The sequence below is a fragment of the Pseudoduganella sp. GW821-FHT12E03 genome (assembly GCF_058807115.1).
On the sequence record NZ_JBXAQJ010000009.1, the window covers coordinates 233,628 to 247,136 of the forward strand.

Here is a 13,509-nt window from a genome sequence, read left to right on the forward strand (position 1 = left end):
TTAGGCTCCTGTATCTAATAAACGAAAATCAATGATGTGAAACACCAGGCTTTTGCTATTGCGGCTTTTCTTGGCCAGGAATCCCTTGAACTGGTACAGCCCGCCGAGCGGCGCCTGGCTGAACCGGCTTGAAATCTCACCCGCTGCAACAGCGGAGATCTCAAACTCGGCCAGGCGCTGTATGCCGGCTTCCGTTTGCTGCGAACTGTGCTGCAACGTGGCATTCACAATCGGCAGTCCTGCGGGGGTATAACGGACCAGATCCCTTTCGGTGATCAGGGCGGTTACAACAAGCTGGTTATCCAGTGTGGTTCCTGATCAGTACTTAGGCGGCAGCGGCAGCTTGGGCTTCGGCGCGATGGCTCTTGGCCGCGTCTTCACGTTGTACCGATTTCATCATCGGCGAAGGAGCGGTTTCCGCTTTCTTCATTTTCACGGTCAGGTGACGCAGCACGGCATCATTGAATTTGAAGGCGGTTTCCAACTCGACCAGGGTCTCGTTGTCGCATTCGATGTTCAGGCAGATGTAGTGTGCTTTAGCCAGTTTCTGGATCGAGTAAGCCATTTGACGGCGGCCCCAATCTTCCACGCGGTGTACGTTACCGCCGCGCGAGGTCACGCTGGCTTTGTAACGTTCGATCATCGCAGGAACTTGCTCGCTTTGGTCCGGGTGGACGATAAATACGATTTCATAGTGACGCATGAAAACTCCCTTAAGGACTGTGATAATTGCCCACCCCGGCGTCAAGACGGGTGTGGGAAGAGGTAAGCCCTCGATTATAGCCTGCTTTCTGAGCAATCGCAACATCACGTCACGCGCCACATACCCATTCCCTGGAGCGCCCTCCATGAAAATAATTTGTTCCGCACAGCGAAAAACCCTTGCAATAGCGGTCACACTGTACAAAAATACAGACTGTCTATATCCACAGCTTTTATAAGCTCCCGCATCATGATCAAGCTCACCGCACGCCAGGAACAAATTCTCAATCTGATCAAGGATGCCATCGACAACACCGGCTTCCCTCCAACCCGCGCGGAAATCGCGGCGGAACTGGGTTTCAAGTCCGCCAACGCGGCCGAAGAACATTTACAAGCGCTGGCGCGCAAAGGCGCGATTGAAATCGCCGCCGGCACCTCGCGCGGCATCCGCCTGCTTGGCGCGCATGCGGAATCGGCGCGCGCGGCCGCCGGTGCTGCCGCCGCCGCCGCGGCAGCGGCCGTCAGTAATTTGCTGTCCCTGCCCCTGATCGGCCGCGTGGCAGCCGGCTCGCCCATCCTGGCCCAGGAAAACCTGGAAACCAGCTACAACGTCGACCCGGCCCTGTTTTCCGCCAAACCGGACTTCCTGCTGAAAGTGCGCGGCGAATCAATGCGCGACATCGGCATCATGGATGGCGATTTACTGGCCGTAAAAAAAGTCGACAGCGCCAAGAACGGGCAAGTGGTGGTGGCCCGCATCGGCAACGAAGTCACCGTCAAACGCTACCGCAAAACCGGCTCCACCATTGAACTGTTGCCGGAAAACCCGGACTTCAAGGTCATCACGGTGAATCCGGAAGCCGACGAGTTCGCGCTGGAGGGCTTGGCGGTGGGCTTGCTGCGGACCTGGCACTAATGAGTGCGTTCCAGCTTTACGGCAATTGCGAGTCCGGCCACAGCTATAAGGTCAAACTGGCCATGGAAGTGGCCGGGGTTGCGCACAGCTATACAGAGATCGACTTGAAGCTGGACCGCCTGGACCGGCCGGAGCCGTTCCGCAGCCTGGCCAAATATGGCGAAGTACCGTTGCTCGTGCATGACGGCCAGGCGTATGTGCAATCGAACGCGATCCTGCTGCACCTGGCCGAGCATTTACAGGCCTACGGCGGCGAGTCGCGGCAGCGGCTCGAGCGCGTGCGGGAATGGCTGTTCTGGGAAGCCAACCGCATCGGCTTTTCCATGGCGCATTTGCGCTATGGGCAAAAGTTCGATCCGGTCGCCTACGCGGGCACGGTGCTGCAGTGGTTCCGCCATCGCTTCGATGCCGATATCGCGCGGCTGGACGACGAGTTATCGGATGGCCGCCTGTTCCTGCTCGATGACCAGCTGACGGTCGCCGATTTTTCCATCTGCGGCTACCTGTTCTGGCCGGAGCAGGCCAAGGTCAGCTATCCGCCACGGGTGCAGGCGTGGCTGGACCGGATCGCCTCGCTGCCGGGGTGGCGGCATCCATATCAGATGGAAGGGGCCGCTCCCTGGTAAGCCGCCTGCGCGACGGCGACCATACCCCGCATGAAGTGGTCGGCATGATGGTCAAGAATGACTGGACTCCCGTGCGCGCATGGCGCGAGCATCTTGGACTGACGCAACAGGAAGTAGCGGAACGCCTGGATATTTCCCAATCCGCCTACGCGCAACAGGAAGCCAGCGACAAACTTCGGAAAGCAACGCGGGAAAAGATTACAGGCGCTTTCAATATCGCACCTGCCTTATTGAACCTCTGAGACTACGGTGAGCGGCGGCAAAGCGCCGCCCGGCATGTCATCAAAACGCCGCCAGCGCATCCCTGAAGTCCGCCAGCAAATCCGCCGTATCTTCAATTCCTACCGAGACCCGGATCAGCGATTCCGCGATTCCCATCGAGGCCCGGCGTTCCGCCCCCATCTCAAAGAAGATCGTGTGCGACACGGGAATGATCAGGGTGCGCGTGTCGCCCAGGTTCGACGCCGGCACGGCCAGTTTCAGCTTGTTCAGGAAGTCGAAGCAATCGATGCCGTCTTTCAGCTCAAAGCTCAGCAGCGAACCCGCCGCGCGGAACAGTTCCGACGTCACGCCATGCTGCGGGTGCGATGCCAGGCCGGGGTAATACACGGCGGCCACGCGGTCGTCGGCTTCCAGCAATTGCGCCAGCGCCAGCGCATTGGCGCAGGTGCGTTCCATGCGCAGGGCCAGTGTTTCCGCGCCCAGCGCGATGTGGTGCGCCGCTTCCGGACCCAGCGAGGCGCCGAAGTCCCGTAATCCCTTGGCGCGGATTTGCGTGATGCCCCATTGCACCGGCGCGGCTTTTTTATAGTTCTCGTAAATGTTCGGGAACTTCGTCCAGTCGTATTCGCCGGTATCGGTCAGCGCGCCGCCCAGCGCCGCGCCGTGGCCGCCGATCGACTTGGTCAGCGAATTGACCACCAGGCCGGCGCCCACGGCTTTCGGCGCGAACAGGTACGGCGTCGTCATCGTGTTGTCGACGATGTACAGGATGCCGCGTGCCTTGCACAGCTCGCCAATGCGCTTCAAATCCGCCACTTGCGTGCGCGGGTTGGCGATGGTTTCCACGAACACGATGCGGGTGTCCGGGGTCAAAGCCGCTTCAACGTTACTCACGTCGGTGGCGTCGACAAAGTCGACCGCCACGCCCTGGCTGGCCACGGTTTGCCACAGCGAGTTGGTGTTACCGAACAGGAAAGAAGACGACACCACGTGGTCGCCCGCGCGCAGCAAGCCCTGGAACACGGCGCCGATCGCGCCCATGCCAGTGGCGAAGCATAGCGTCGCAATGCCCTGCTCCATCTTGCTGACTTTGTCTTCGAGCGCGGAGACGGTCGGATTGCCCTGGCGGCCATAGCGGAAGCCCGGTTCCTTGCCCTGGAACACCGACGCCAGCTGGCGCGCATCGGCATAGCCGAACGTCACCGAGGTGTGCACCGGCTTGTGCAGCGAACCGTGCTCGATGGGCTTTTGGCGGTCGTTGTGCAGGATGGTGGTGGTAAAGCCGTAAGTTTTCTTTTCAGTCATGGTCTGAGGTGCGGATGCCCGGCCAAGGGAAGTGGCCCGGCACCCGTCGCTAAAATTAAAAAGCCCGGAACGCATCCGGGCTTGAGTCAGGCCAGCATCACCCTTCGGTGGTGGCCGCGTTCAAGTTCAACTGGGTGCGGGCCGCGTCTTCCACCACTGCCTTTTTGGGGTTGTGGCGGGCATGCTCCAGCTTGTCCAGGTAATCCGGCGACACGTCGCCGGTGATATACACGCCGTCGAAGCACGAGGCTTCGAAGCTGGTGAGGTTGGGGTTGACGTCGGAAATCGCTTTTTTCAGCGCGTCGATATCTTGGTACACCAGGTAATCGGCGGTGATTTCCTTGCACACTTCTTCCACCGTGCGGCCGTGGGCGATCAGTTCGTCGCGGGTCGGCATGTCGATGCCGTACACGTTCGGGTACAGCACTGGTGGCGCGGCGGACGCGAAGATGACTTTCTTGGCGCCGGAATCGCGCGCCATTTGCACGATTTCACGCGACGTGGTGCCGCGCACGATGGAGTCGTCCACCAGCAGCACGTTCTTGCCCTTGAATTCATCGCCGATCGCGTTCAGTTTCTGGCGCACGGATTTGCGGCGCGCAGCCTGGCCCGGCATGATGAAGGTACGGCCGATATAGCGGTTCTTGATGAAGCCTTCGCGGTATTCCACGCCCAGGCGCAGCGCCAGCTGGATCGCGGCCGGACGGGACGAATCCGGGATCGGCATCACCACGTCGATTTCGCCTTCCGGAATTTCACGCTTGATCTTGTCAGCCAGGTATTCGCCCATTTTCAGGCGGGTCGCATACACCGAGGCGCCATCGATCACCGAGTCCGGACGGGCCAGGTAGACGAATTCAAACACGCACGGCTGCAAGGTTGGGTTGTCGGCGCACTGCTGCGCGTGCAGCTGCTTGTCGGCGTCGATGAACAACGCTTCGCCCGGCGCCACATCGCGCACGAAGCGGAAGCCCATGCCTTCGAGCGCCACGGATTCCGAGGCGATCATGTATTCGGCGCCCTGCTCGGTTTCATTGATGCCCAGGCACAATGGACGGATACCGTTCGGGTCGCGGAACGCCAGCAAGCCGACGCCGGCGATTTGCGCCACGGCGGCATAGCCGCCGCGCACACGGCGCATCAGCACCTGGACCGCCTTGAAGATCGCTTCCGGATCCAGCACCAGGCCGCTGGTGGCTTTATGGATTTCGTGCGCCAGCACGTTCAACAGCACTTCCGAATCGGAATCCGTGTTGATGTGGCGGCGGTCATTCTTGAACATTTCCTCTTTCAACTGTTCCCAGTTGGTGAGGTTGCCGTTGTGCGCCAGGGTGATGCCGAACGGCGCGTTCACGTAGAACGGCTGCGCTTCCTCTTCGCTCGACGAACCGGCGGTCGGATAGCGGCAGTGGCCGATGCCGGAATTGCCGGCCAGCGAGCGCATGTTGCGGGTGCGGAAGACGTCACGCACCAGGCCGTTGGCCTTGTGCATGGAAAACATGCTGCTGTGGTTGGTTGCGATGCCTGCTGCATCCTGGCCGCGGTGCTGCAACAGCAGCAGCGCGTCATACAGCAATTGATTGACGGGTTGGTGGGAAACGACGCCGACGATGCCACACATGGTAGTGCTCCTGGACTTGGTACTGCGGATTTAACGAATACTGTTATGTGGATGCCCGGCCTGAAGGCCCGGCACCCACGTTGCTTATTCTGTGGATGCCCGGCCTGAAGGCCCGGCATCCATGTGGCTAAATTGCACATGCTGCGCTAGCGCTGCGGGCAAGAAGGGTTTGACAGTGCGCACTCCGGTCTCCGCGTACGGACTCAACAGTGCCTTCTTCCAGAAATCCTGCTGCGGGATCGACGTCATCCCACACAATATGACGGCGGCCAGCACAATCACAAGGCCGCGCCCGAGGCCGAACAAACTGCCCAGGCCACGGTCGGCCATGGTCAGACCGCCCGCCTTGATCAATGCATCGATTGCCATCCCGAACAATCCCGTCAGTAATCGCACGCCGATAAACAGCGCGATAAATGCCAGGATCAGCCGCACCACCTCTCCCGGGACCACGTCCGGCAACCATTGCGCCAACTGGGCGCTATAGGCATTGGCGGCCACAAACGCCACCATCCAGCCGGCCAGCGACACCATTTCCCGCACCAGTCCGCGCAAAGTGCTGATGATGACCGACGCCAGCAAGACAAAGATCACCAGGTAATCGAACAGGGTCAATTCACCAAACATCGCTGCCGCACCATCCTGTATCACGCTGCACCTGCCGTGTTACGAGGTGGCCAGGCTGCTGCTCAAGCCAATCTTGCTGAGCTTGGCACGGACTTTTTCCGCTTCATCCTTGCTGGAAAACGGGCCCACCCGGATCCGGGTCAGCGAACCGCCACCTGCGGTATTGACCTTTTGCGTAAACGACTTGATCCCGGCTTCTTTCAACTTGGCTTGCAATTCATCGACTTTTTCCTGCGACGCCACGGCCGCCACCTGCACCATATAGCGGGTATCGGACGGCTTGTCTTCCAGGATCGCCATGGCGCGGGCGCTGTCGTCGGGTTTCACCTGCTTGGCGTCGTCCGCCTTGGCCTTGGCCAGTTTTTGTTCCTGTTCCAGCCTGGCTTTGGCGGCTTTCGCCTCCGCTTCCGCTTTGGCCTTGGCTTCCACTTTCGCATCGGCCAGTTTTTGCTCGTGCTCCGCCTTCGCTTTCGCGTCCGCGCGGTCTTTCGCGTCTTTCAGTTCCTGCGCCTTGTGTTCTTTCGCGAGCTTGGCGTCCAGCGCCAGCTTGTCGGCGGCGGCTTTGGCCGCGGCTTCCCTGGCGGGATCCTTGACCGGCGCCGCAAGCGGCTCGGCGTGCACCGGCTTGACGGCCGGCGCGGCGGCGGGATGATTGGCTGGATTCGCCGCCATGGCCACCGGCGCGGCCGGCGTGACTGGCTTGGCCGTGGCGGGCGCCGTCACGGCGGCGGTTGCGGCCGGGCTGGCGCCCGAGGTGACGGCGGGCGTTGCGGCTGGCGTGGCGGCATGGGTGGCGGCGGGTGTCGCGGCGGCCGGCGCCGGTGCGGCGGCAGGCTTGACCGGAGCCGGCGCATCGACGATTTCCTCATTCTTGTCGAGCGCGGCGGCATCGGGCACGCCCCTGCCGGCGCCAGACTGGGCAGCGGCAGCCGCCTCAGCCATCTTGTCTTTCGAGGGAATCTGGATCGCGATATCGGATGCCAGCGGTTTGGGTTCGGAATCGAGCAACATCGGCAAACCGATGGCCACGCCCAGCGCCAACGCCACGGCGCCGACCAGACGGCGGCGGGCGCGCTTCTTTTCCGGCAGGGCCGGATCATCGCCGGAACGGGAACGGCGGGCCGCAGGACCGTCCGCGCCGGCAGCGCGTTTGGACCTGGCCCGCTCCAGCACGGCCTGGTCATCGGCCTTGCTATAGTAGCCGCTGTCCTGACTGGCGGCTTCCTGCTTGTTTTTGGAGAGTTTCGAGAACAAGCCCATGCGTCAATTCGATATCAGACAATCAATTCTTCAGTGCAGAGCGTTTTTGCGCGCTGCCATGACGCCGGCAACCGTGTAAAACGATCCAAAGACCACAATTCTATCATTCTCGGTGGCCCGGCTCATGGCATTTGTAAACGCCTGGACCGGATCGTCGAATATGTTGATGGTGCGCGCGTCGCGTTCCGGCTGGATCGCCTGCACTTTGGCGGCCAGTTCGGACGCCGTGGCGGCGCGCGGCGAAGGCAGGTTCGTCAGGCACCAGTGGTCCACGTGTTCGGACATCGCGGCAATCACGCCATCGATATCCTTGTCGTGCATCGAGCCAAACACCGCGTAGGTGTACGCGTGATACCCCATGTTGCCGAGGTTCTGGTTCAGGCCGGCGGCGGCGTGCGGGTTGTGCGCCACATCCAGGATCACGGTCGGGCGGCCCGGCAAGACCTGGAAGCGGCCCGGCAATTCCACCGTGACCAGGCCGGTGCGCACATCTTGCGCGCCGGTCGGCAGCACGTTTTTCAGCGCTTCCAGCGCGGCCAGCGCGGCCGAGGCGTTGAGCAGCTGGTTGGCGCCGCGCAGGCTCGGATACGCCAGCGCATTGCGGCGCATGCCACGGCCGCCGTAATTCCACTGCTGCTTGTCGCCCGAGTAATTGAAATCGCGGCCCATCAGCCACAGGTCGGCGCCGATTTCCGTGGCGTAGTCGATCAGCGCCTGCGGTGGCACCGGATCGCTGCAGATCGCCGGTTTGCCGGTGCGGAAAATACCGGCCTTTTCAAAGCCGATCTGTTCCCGGGTGCCGCCCAGGTAATCCACGTGGTCGATGTCGACGCTGGTGACAATCGACACATCGGCGTCGATCACATTGACGGCGTCGAGGCGGCCGCCCAGGCCCACTTCGAGGATCGCCACGTCGAGTCCCGCATTGGCCATCAAGTGCATGATCGCCAGGGTGGTGAATTCGAAATACGTCAGCATGGTGTCGCCACGGGCGGCTTCCACCACATTGAAGCTGGCCACCAGTTGGTCATCGGTGGCGAGGTCGCCATTCAGGCGGGCGCGCTCGTTGAAGTCGAGGAAATGCGGCTTGATGTACAGGCCGACTTTATAGCCCGCCGTGAGCAGCATCGACTCCAGCATGGCGCAGGTGGAACCCTTGCCATTGGTGCCGGCCACCATGATGACGGGGCACGAAAACTGCAGCTGCATGCGCTCCTTGACGGCGCGCACGCGGTCCAGGCCCATGTTGATTTCAGTGACGGCGTGGCGCGATTCGATCAGCGCCAGCCAGGCCGGCAAGGTGGTGGGGAGTGTCGACATGGTGGAGTTCCTGGGGATACGGCAGGCGGAAAAACAAAACGCGGCGGATTGTAACTCCGCCGCGCTGGCAATGCATCAAGCGCGCATTACATGGGACTTCAGGCGATGACTTCGGCTGCCTGGTTTTGCAGCAGGGCCAGCAGGCGGGCGATTTCTTCGCGCATCTGGCGGCGGTCGACGATCATGTCGACGGCGCCTTTTTGCACCAGGAATTCAGCGCGCTGGAAGCCTTCCGGCAGTTTTTCACGCACGGTGTTTTCAATCACGCGCGGACCGGCAAAGCCGATCAGGGCTTTCGGTTCGGCCATCACGACGTCGCCCATGAAGGCGAACGAGGCCGACACGCCGCCCATGGTCGGGTCGGTCAGCACACTGATGAACGGCAGTTTTTTCTCCGACAGCTTGGTCAGCATGGCGGTGGTTTTCGCCATCTGCATCAGCGACAGCAAGCCTTCCTGCATGCGGGCGCCGCCGGTGGCGGTGATGCAGATGAACGGCACTTTCTGTTCCAGCGCGATTTGCGCACCACGGGCAAATCGCTCACCCACCACGGAACCCATGGAACCACCCATGAATTCAAATTCAAAGCAGGCCACCACCACCGGCAAGCTCATGATGGCGCCGCCCATGGCGATCAGCGCATCGGTTTCACCGGTGGCTTCCATCGCCTGCTTCAGGCGGTCCGGGTATTTTTTGCTGTCTTTGAATTTCAGCGTATCGACCGGCAGCGTTTCCTGGCCGATTTCATAGCGGCCTTCGGCGTCCAGCAAGGCGTCCAGGCGCTCGCGGGCGCGGATCCGCATGTGGTGATCGCACTTCGGACAAACGTGCAGATTCGATTCCAGGTCGGTACGGTACAGTACCGCTTCGCAGGATGGGCATTTGACCCACAGGCCTTCCGGCATGGTCTTGCGTGCGGCGGCTTCGTTGCGTTGAATGCGCGGCGGCAGCAGTTTTTCCAACCAGCTCATATATCTCTCCTATGGTCCTGAACGGACATGGCCCCGCCTGCGGAAAAACCGCCCGGCCGGGGCTGTTATGCAAGGGCGGCAATGTTGCCAGAACACCCTCACTACAGATCCAGACAACATGGGTGCAGGGCCTTTAGGCCGGGCATCCACATATCAGTAAACAGCGTGCATCAACTTGAGTGGCGGAAGTGTAGCCGTTTTAGCTTGCCATGTCGAACATTCAAAACTTGCAATTCTCAGCACGGGCGTGAGATTTTATACCGCGCCCGTGCCGGGATTTACGCGTCCAGCGCCGTGCGGATGCCTTGCGTAAACGCTTGCACGGCGGCCACCACGCCCTCTTTCGGTGTGTTTTCAATCTCTTGAATGATGCGGCTGCCAATCACGACCGCGTCCGCCACCTCGGCCACGGCACGCGCCGTGGCGCCGTCGCGGATGCCGAAACCGACGCCGATCGGCAGCTTGACGTGCTTGCGGATGCCTTCCAGGCGCGCCGCCACGTCCGCCGTGTCGATATTACCGGCGCCGGTCACGCCTTTCAGCGACACGTAATAGCTGAAGCCGCCGCCAACCTTGGCCACTTGCTGCACGCGTTCTTCGGTCGAGGTCGGCGCCAGCAGGAAGATCACGTCGAGTTCGGCCGCGCGCATTTTCGCGGCGAATTCTTCGCATTCCTCCGGCGGGTAATCGACCACGATGGCGCCATCGGCGCCGGCTGCTTTCGAGGCGCTGACAAAGGCATCCCAGCCCATACGCTCGATCGGGTTGGCGTAACCCATCAGCACCACCGGCGTGGTCTGGTTGGTCTGGCGGAATTCACGGACATAGCCGAACACGTCGCGCATGGTGACGCCCAGCGCCAGCGCGCGTTCGCAGGCGCGCTGGATCACCGGGCCTTCGGCCATCGGGTCGGAAAACGGCACACCGAGTTCCAGCACGTCGGCGCCACCGGCGACCAAGGCGTGCATCAGGGGGACGGTCAGTTCAGGGGCGGGGTCGCCACCGGTGATGAAGGTGACCAGCGCGGTTTTGTTTTGCTCTTTCAGTGCTGCAAAGGTAGGGGCGATACGGGACATGATGTTCTTTCTATCGAATGAGTGAAGGACGATGAAGGGCTCGGCGCTTAACCGAATTTCATGCCCATCCGCTCCGCCACCGTATGCATGTCCTTGTCGCCACGGCCCGACAGGTTGGCCAGCACGATCTTGTCTTTCGGCAGGGTGGCCGCCAGCTTGGCGGCATAGGCCAGCGCATGCGACGATTCCAGCGCCGGGATGATGCCTTCGATATGGCAGCTGTCGTGGAAGGCCTGCAGCGCTTCGTCATCGGTGATCGACACATATTGCGCGCGGCCGCTGTCTTTCAGGTACGCGTGCTCCGGGCCCACGCCTGGATAGTCGAGGCCGGCCGAGACCGAGTGGGTATCGATGATCTGGCCGTTTTCATCCTGCAGCAGGTAGGTGCGGTTACCGTGCAGCACGCCCGGATAGCCCTTGGTCAGCGAGGCCGCGTGCTTGTCGGTGTCGAGTCCTTCGCCGGCCGCTTCCACGCCGATCAGCTGCACCTGCTTCTGGTCGATGTAGGGATAGAAAATCCCCATGGCGTTGGAACCGCCGCCGATACACGCCACCACGTAATCAGGCTGGCGGCCCGCCAGTTCCGGCATCTGCACCAGGCACTCTTCGCCGATCACCGACTGGAAGTCGCGCACCAGCATCGGGTACGGGTGCGGACCGGCCACGGTGCCGATGATATAGAAGGTGTTTTCAATGTTGGTGACCCAGTCGCGCATGGCTTCGTTGAGCGCATCCTTGAGGGTCTTGGAACCGGACTCCACCGGCACCACGGTCGCGCCCAGCAACTTCATGCGGTACACGTTTTGCGCCTGGCGCTTGACGTCTTCACTGCCCATGTACACCACGCACTCGAGGCCGAAGCGGGCGCAAATGGTGGCGGTGGCGACGCCGTGCTGGCCGGCGCCGGTTTCCGCGATGATGCGCGGCTTGCCCATGCGCTTGGCCAGCAAGGCCTGGCCGATCACGTTGTTGATCTTGTGCGCGCCGGTGTGGTTCAAGTCTTCGCGCTTGAAGTAAATCTGCGCGCCGCCCATCTGTTCGGACCAGCGTTTCGCATGGTAAATCGGCGATGGGCGGCCGACGAAGTGCTTCAGTTCGTAGCGAAATTCTTCCAGGAAGGCCGGGTCCTGGCTGTATTTGGCGTACGCTTCCTTCAGTTCGGACAGCGCGTAAGTCAGGGTTTCTGCGGCGAAGGAACCGCCGTAAGGGCCGAAGTGGCCGGACGGGTCGGGCAGTTCGTAGTCGGCCGCGTGGAACAATGGGGCGGCGTTCGCGTTGGATGGCGTGGTCATGGCGTAGGTCACTTTCTCTTGGCGTGGCGCCGGCAACCGCTTGGGTCAGGCGCCACTACATTGCGTCGGCTGCGCGGACCGCGCGCACAAAGGCGGCGATCCGCTCGGGATCTTTGATGCCCTTGGACGCTTCGACACCGCTGGAGATGTCAACCGCGTAAGGGCGTAGCTGCGCCACCGCGCCAGTCGCGTTGCGTACGCTCAAGCCACCACTTAAAACGGCCCGATGCGCGAGATCTTTTGGGACGAGAGACCAATCGAAAACCTTTCCTGCTCCGCCGTACGCATCCACCCAGGTATCGAGCAGCAAACCCGCAAACAGCGGGCTGGAGGCACGGCAAATCCGCTCATATTCTAGCAGTTCATCTTGATGCGTGTCAGGTTTGACCCGGAATACCCGCAAATAGCGGGTATTGGCGGCCTCGGCCGCTTGGGCGCACTGGTCGGCGCTTTCATCGCCGTGGAATTGCAGCAAGGTCACGCGCGCTGCTTTGACGGTGGCGGCCACCTCATCCGGCGTGGCATTGACGAACAGGCCGGTGGCGGTCATGAACGGCGGCATGCCTGCGATTAACTCGCCGGCTTGCAGCGGCGTCACATAGCGCGGGCTGTTCGGGTAAAACACGAAGCCGGCGGCATCCACGCCGGCGGCGGCCACCGCGGCCACGTCTTCCGGACGGGTCAGGCCGCAAATCTTGATACGGGTGCGTTGCATGTGCTCGGTTCCTTGTCAAAACCACGGCAGCGGGCGGCCGGTTTCGCGCGGTATGCCCCACTTGTCGTCATATTCAATATCGGCCAGGTACAGGCCGTCCGGCATGAAGGTCGGCGCGGCCAGGGTACGGTCCTTGGCCGCCAGCAATTGGCCCAGCCATTCCGGCTGCTCCCGGCCCTGCCCGATATACACCAGCGAACCCACCAGGTTGCGCACCATGTGGTGCAGGAAGGCGCTGGCGCGCAAAGTGAACACCACTAATTCGCCATGCCGTTCAATATTAATTTCATGCATGATTTTCACCGGCGTTTTGGCCTGGCAATAAGCGGCGCGGAAGGTGGTGAAATCGTGTTCGCCGAGCAGCGCCGGGACGGCGGCGCGCATGCGCTCCACGTCGAGCGGACGGTGGCAAAAACCGGCGCGTCCCGCCAGCAGCGGCGAGCGCACCTGGTGGTTGTGCAGCAGGTAGTGATAGGTGCGTGAGCGGGCCGAAAAGCGCGCATGGAAGTCGCCCTCGATATGGCGCTCGTCCGGCACCACGTCATGGATTTCCCTGGCCCAGCGCACCCCGATCGACGGCGGCAGGAAGGCGTTGATGCCGCGCACCCAGGCGTGCATTTCGCGCTGGATGCCGGTATCGAAATGCACCACTTGGCCCAGCGCATGCACGCCCGCATCGGTCCGCCCGGCGCACGTGGTGCCCAGCCGCACGGTGGCAAAACGCTCGATGGCCGCCTCCAACTGGTCTTGCACGGTATGGCCGCTGGGTTGGGTTTGATAGCCTTGCCAGGCCTGGCCGTCATACTGGACGCCGAGTGCGATGCGTTTCAATGGCTGCTCATGGTAAATGGGGATC

At 61.8% G+C, this 13,509-nt stretch carries 15 protein-coding genes; 3 read left to right on the forward strand and 12 right to left on the reverse strand.

Features of this window, described 5'->3' with window-relative positions; genetic code table 11:
• Entirely contained in the window at positions 1-306 is a 306-nt protein-coding gene (gene priB, locus AC1RRC_RS23070) for a primosomal replication protein N (protein ID WP_493058017.1), read from the reverse strand.
• 19 nt (positions 307-325) lie between these two features.
• On the reverse strand, positions 326-703 hold the full coding sequence (rpsF, locus tag AC1RRC_RS23075) for a 30S ribosomal protein S6 (RefSeq protein ID WP_154379095.1): 378 nt from the start codon (positions 701-703) through the stop codon (positions 326-328).
• A gap of 249 nt (positions 704-952) precedes the next feature.
• Between rpsF and lexA the strand changes: the two genes are divergently transcribed.
• From lexA to AC1RRC_RS23090, 3 genes are read left to right on the forward strand one after another with little or no spacing between them, the layout of a single operon-like run.
• Entirely contained in the window at positions 953-1,618 is a 666-nt protein-coding gene (gene lexA / locus AC1RRC_RS23080) for a transcriptional repressor LexA (protein ID WP_493057874.1), read from the forward strand.
• Positions 1,618-2,244 (forward strand): glutathione S-transferase family protein, encoded by a 627-nt coding sequence (locus AC1RRC_RS23085; protein WP_493057875.1) that lies wholly within the window; start codon positions 1,618-1,620, stop codon positions 2,242-2,244. The genes lexA and AC1RRC_RS23085 overlap by 1 nt, the downstream gene beginning before the upstream one ends.
• A 44-nt stretch (positions 2,245-2,288) precedes the next feature.
• The gene (locus tag AC1RRC_RS23090) at positions 2,289-2,486 is read left to right on the forward strand and encodes a helix-turn-helix domain-containing protein (RefSeq protein WP_493057876.1); all 198 of its coding nucleotides are present in this window, start codon (positions 2,289-2,291) and stop codon (positions 2,484-2,486) included.
• A 40-nt stretch (positions 2,487-2,526) separates the two neighbouring features.
• On the opposite strand, the gene AC1RRC_RS23095 is transcribed toward AC1RRC_RS23090, so the two are convergent.
• The 10 genes from AC1RRC_RS23095 to truA all read right to left on the reverse strand — a co-directional run bounded on the left by AC1RRC_RS23095 (position 2,527) and on the right by truA (position 13,484).
• Positions 2,527-3,771 (reverse strand): cystathionine gamma-synthase family protein, encoded by a 1,245-nt coding sequence (locus AC1RRC_RS23095; protein WP_493057877.1) that lies wholly within the window; start codon positions 3,769-3,771, stop codon positions 2,527-2,529.
• A 97-nt stretch (positions 3,772-3,868) separates the two neighbouring features.
• A complete protein-coding gene (gene purF / locus AC1RRC_RS23100) occupies positions 3,869-5,392 on the reverse strand; it encodes an amidophosphoribosyltransferase (protein ID WP_493057878.1) in 1,524 nt (507 codons plus the stop codon).
• Between the two features lie 84 nt (positions 5,393-5,476).
• Positions 5,477-6,007 carry a CvpA family protein gene (locus AC1RRC_RS23105; RefSeq protein ID WP_493058018.1) on the reverse strand — a complete coding sequence of 177 codons (531 nt, stop codon included), beginning with the start codon at positions 6,005-6,007 and terminating at the stop codon, positions 5,477-5,479.
• Positions 6,008-6,058: 51 nt separating this feature from the next.
• A complete protein-coding gene (locus AC1RRC_RS23110) occupies positions 6,059-7,279 on the reverse strand; it encodes an SPOR domain-containing protein (protein WP_493057879.1) in 1,221 nt (406 codons plus the stop codon).
• A gap of 30 nt (positions 7,280-7,309) precedes the next feature.
• Positions 7,310-8,599 carry a bifunctional tetrahydrofolate synthase/dihydrofolate synthase gene (gene folC / locus AC1RRC_RS23115; protein WP_493057880.1) on the reverse strand — a complete coding sequence of 430 codons (1,290 nt, stop codon included), beginning with the start codon at positions 8,597-8,599 and terminating at the stop codon, positions 7,310-7,312.
• 98 nt (positions 8,600-8,697) lie between these two features.
• A complete protein-coding gene (accD, locus tag AC1RRC_RS23120; protein WP_493057881.1) occupies positions 8,698-9,570 on the reverse strand; it encodes an acetyl-CoA carboxylase, carboxyltransferase subunit beta in 873 nt (290 codons plus the stop codon).
• Positions 9,571-9,848: 278 nt separating this feature from the next.
• A complete protein-coding gene (gene trpA, locus AC1RRC_RS23125; protein WP_493057882.1) occupies positions 9,849-10,646 on the reverse strand; it encodes a tryptophan synthase subunit alpha in 798 nt (265 codons plus the stop codon).
• A 47-nt stretch (positions 10,647-10,693) separates the two neighbouring features.
• Positions 10,694-11,938, reverse strand: coding sequence for a tryptophan synthase subunit beta (gene trpB, locus AC1RRC_RS23130; protein WP_493057883.1), 1,245 nt, complete (start codon positions 11,936-11,938; stop codon positions 10,694-10,696).
• A gap of 55 nt (positions 11,939-11,993) precedes the next feature.
• Positions 11,994-12,653: a phosphoribosylanthranilate isomerase gene (locus AC1RRC_RS23135; RefSeq protein ID WP_493057884.1), complete on the reverse strand. Its 660-nt coding sequence runs from the start codon at positions 12,651-12,653 to the stop codon at positions 11,994-11,996.
• 15 nt (positions 12,654-12,668) lie between these two features.
• Positions 12,669-13,484, reverse strand: a complete 816-nt coding sequence (truA, locus tag AC1RRC_RS23140) for a tRNA pseudouridine(38-40) synthase TruA (RefSeq protein ID WP_493057885.1) — start codon at positions 13,482-13,484, stop codon at positions 12,669-12,671.
• Between the last annotated feature and the right edge of the window lie 25 nt (positions 13,485-13,509).

What these genes read in the sequence shown, in the direction of transcription:
- rpsF (WP_154379095.1), bottom strand. Translation starts at nt 703, where the DNA reads ATGCGTCACTATGAAATCGTATTTATCGTCCACCCGGACCAAAGCGAG.
- lexA (WP_493057874.1), top strand. Translation starts at nt 953, where the DNA reads ATGATCAAGCTCACCGCACGCCAGGAACAAATTCTCAATCTGATCAAG.
- AC1RRC_RS23085 (WP_493057875.1), top strand. Translation starts at nt 1,618, where the DNA reads ATGAGTGCGTTCCAGCTTTACGGCAATTGCGAGTCCGGCCACAGCTAT.
- AC1RRC_RS23090 (WP_493057876.1), top strand. Translation starts at nt 2,289, where the DNA reads ATGATGGTCAAGAATGACTGGACTCCCGTGCGCGCATGGCGCGAGCAT.
- AC1RRC_RS23095 (WP_493057877.1), bottom strand. Translation starts at nt 3,771, where the DNA reads ATGACTGAAAAGAAAACTTACGGCTTTACCACCACCATCCTGCACAAC.
- purF (WP_493057878.1), bottom strand. Translation starts at nt 5,392, where the DNA reads ATGTGTGGCATCGTCGGCGTCGTTTCCCACCAACCCGTCAATCAATTG.
- AC1RRC_RS23110 (WP_493057879.1), bottom strand. Translation starts at nt 7,279, where the DNA reads ATGGGCTTGTTCTCGAAACTCTCCAAAAACAAGCAGGAAGCCGCCAGT.
- folC (WP_493057880.1), bottom strand. Translation starts at nt 8,599, where the DNA reads ATGTCGACACTCCCCACCACCTTGCCGGCCTGGCTGGCGCTGATCGAA.
- accD (WP_493057881.1), bottom strand. Translation starts at nt 9,570, where the DNA reads ATGAGCTGGTTGGAAAAACTGCTGCCGCCGCGCATTCAACGCAACGAA.
- trpA (WP_493057882.1), bottom strand. Translation starts at nt 10,646, where the DNA reads ATGTCCCGTATCGCCCCTACCTTTGCAGCACTGAAAGAGCAAAACAAA.
- trpB (WP_493057883.1), bottom strand. Translation starts at nt 11,938, where the DNA reads ATGACCACGCCATCCAACGCGAACGCCGCCCCATTGTTCCACGCGGCC.
- AC1RRC_RS23135 (WP_493057884.1), bottom strand. Translation starts at nt 12,653, where the DNA reads ATGCAACGCACCCGTATCAAGATTTGCGGCCTGACCCGTCCGGAAGAC.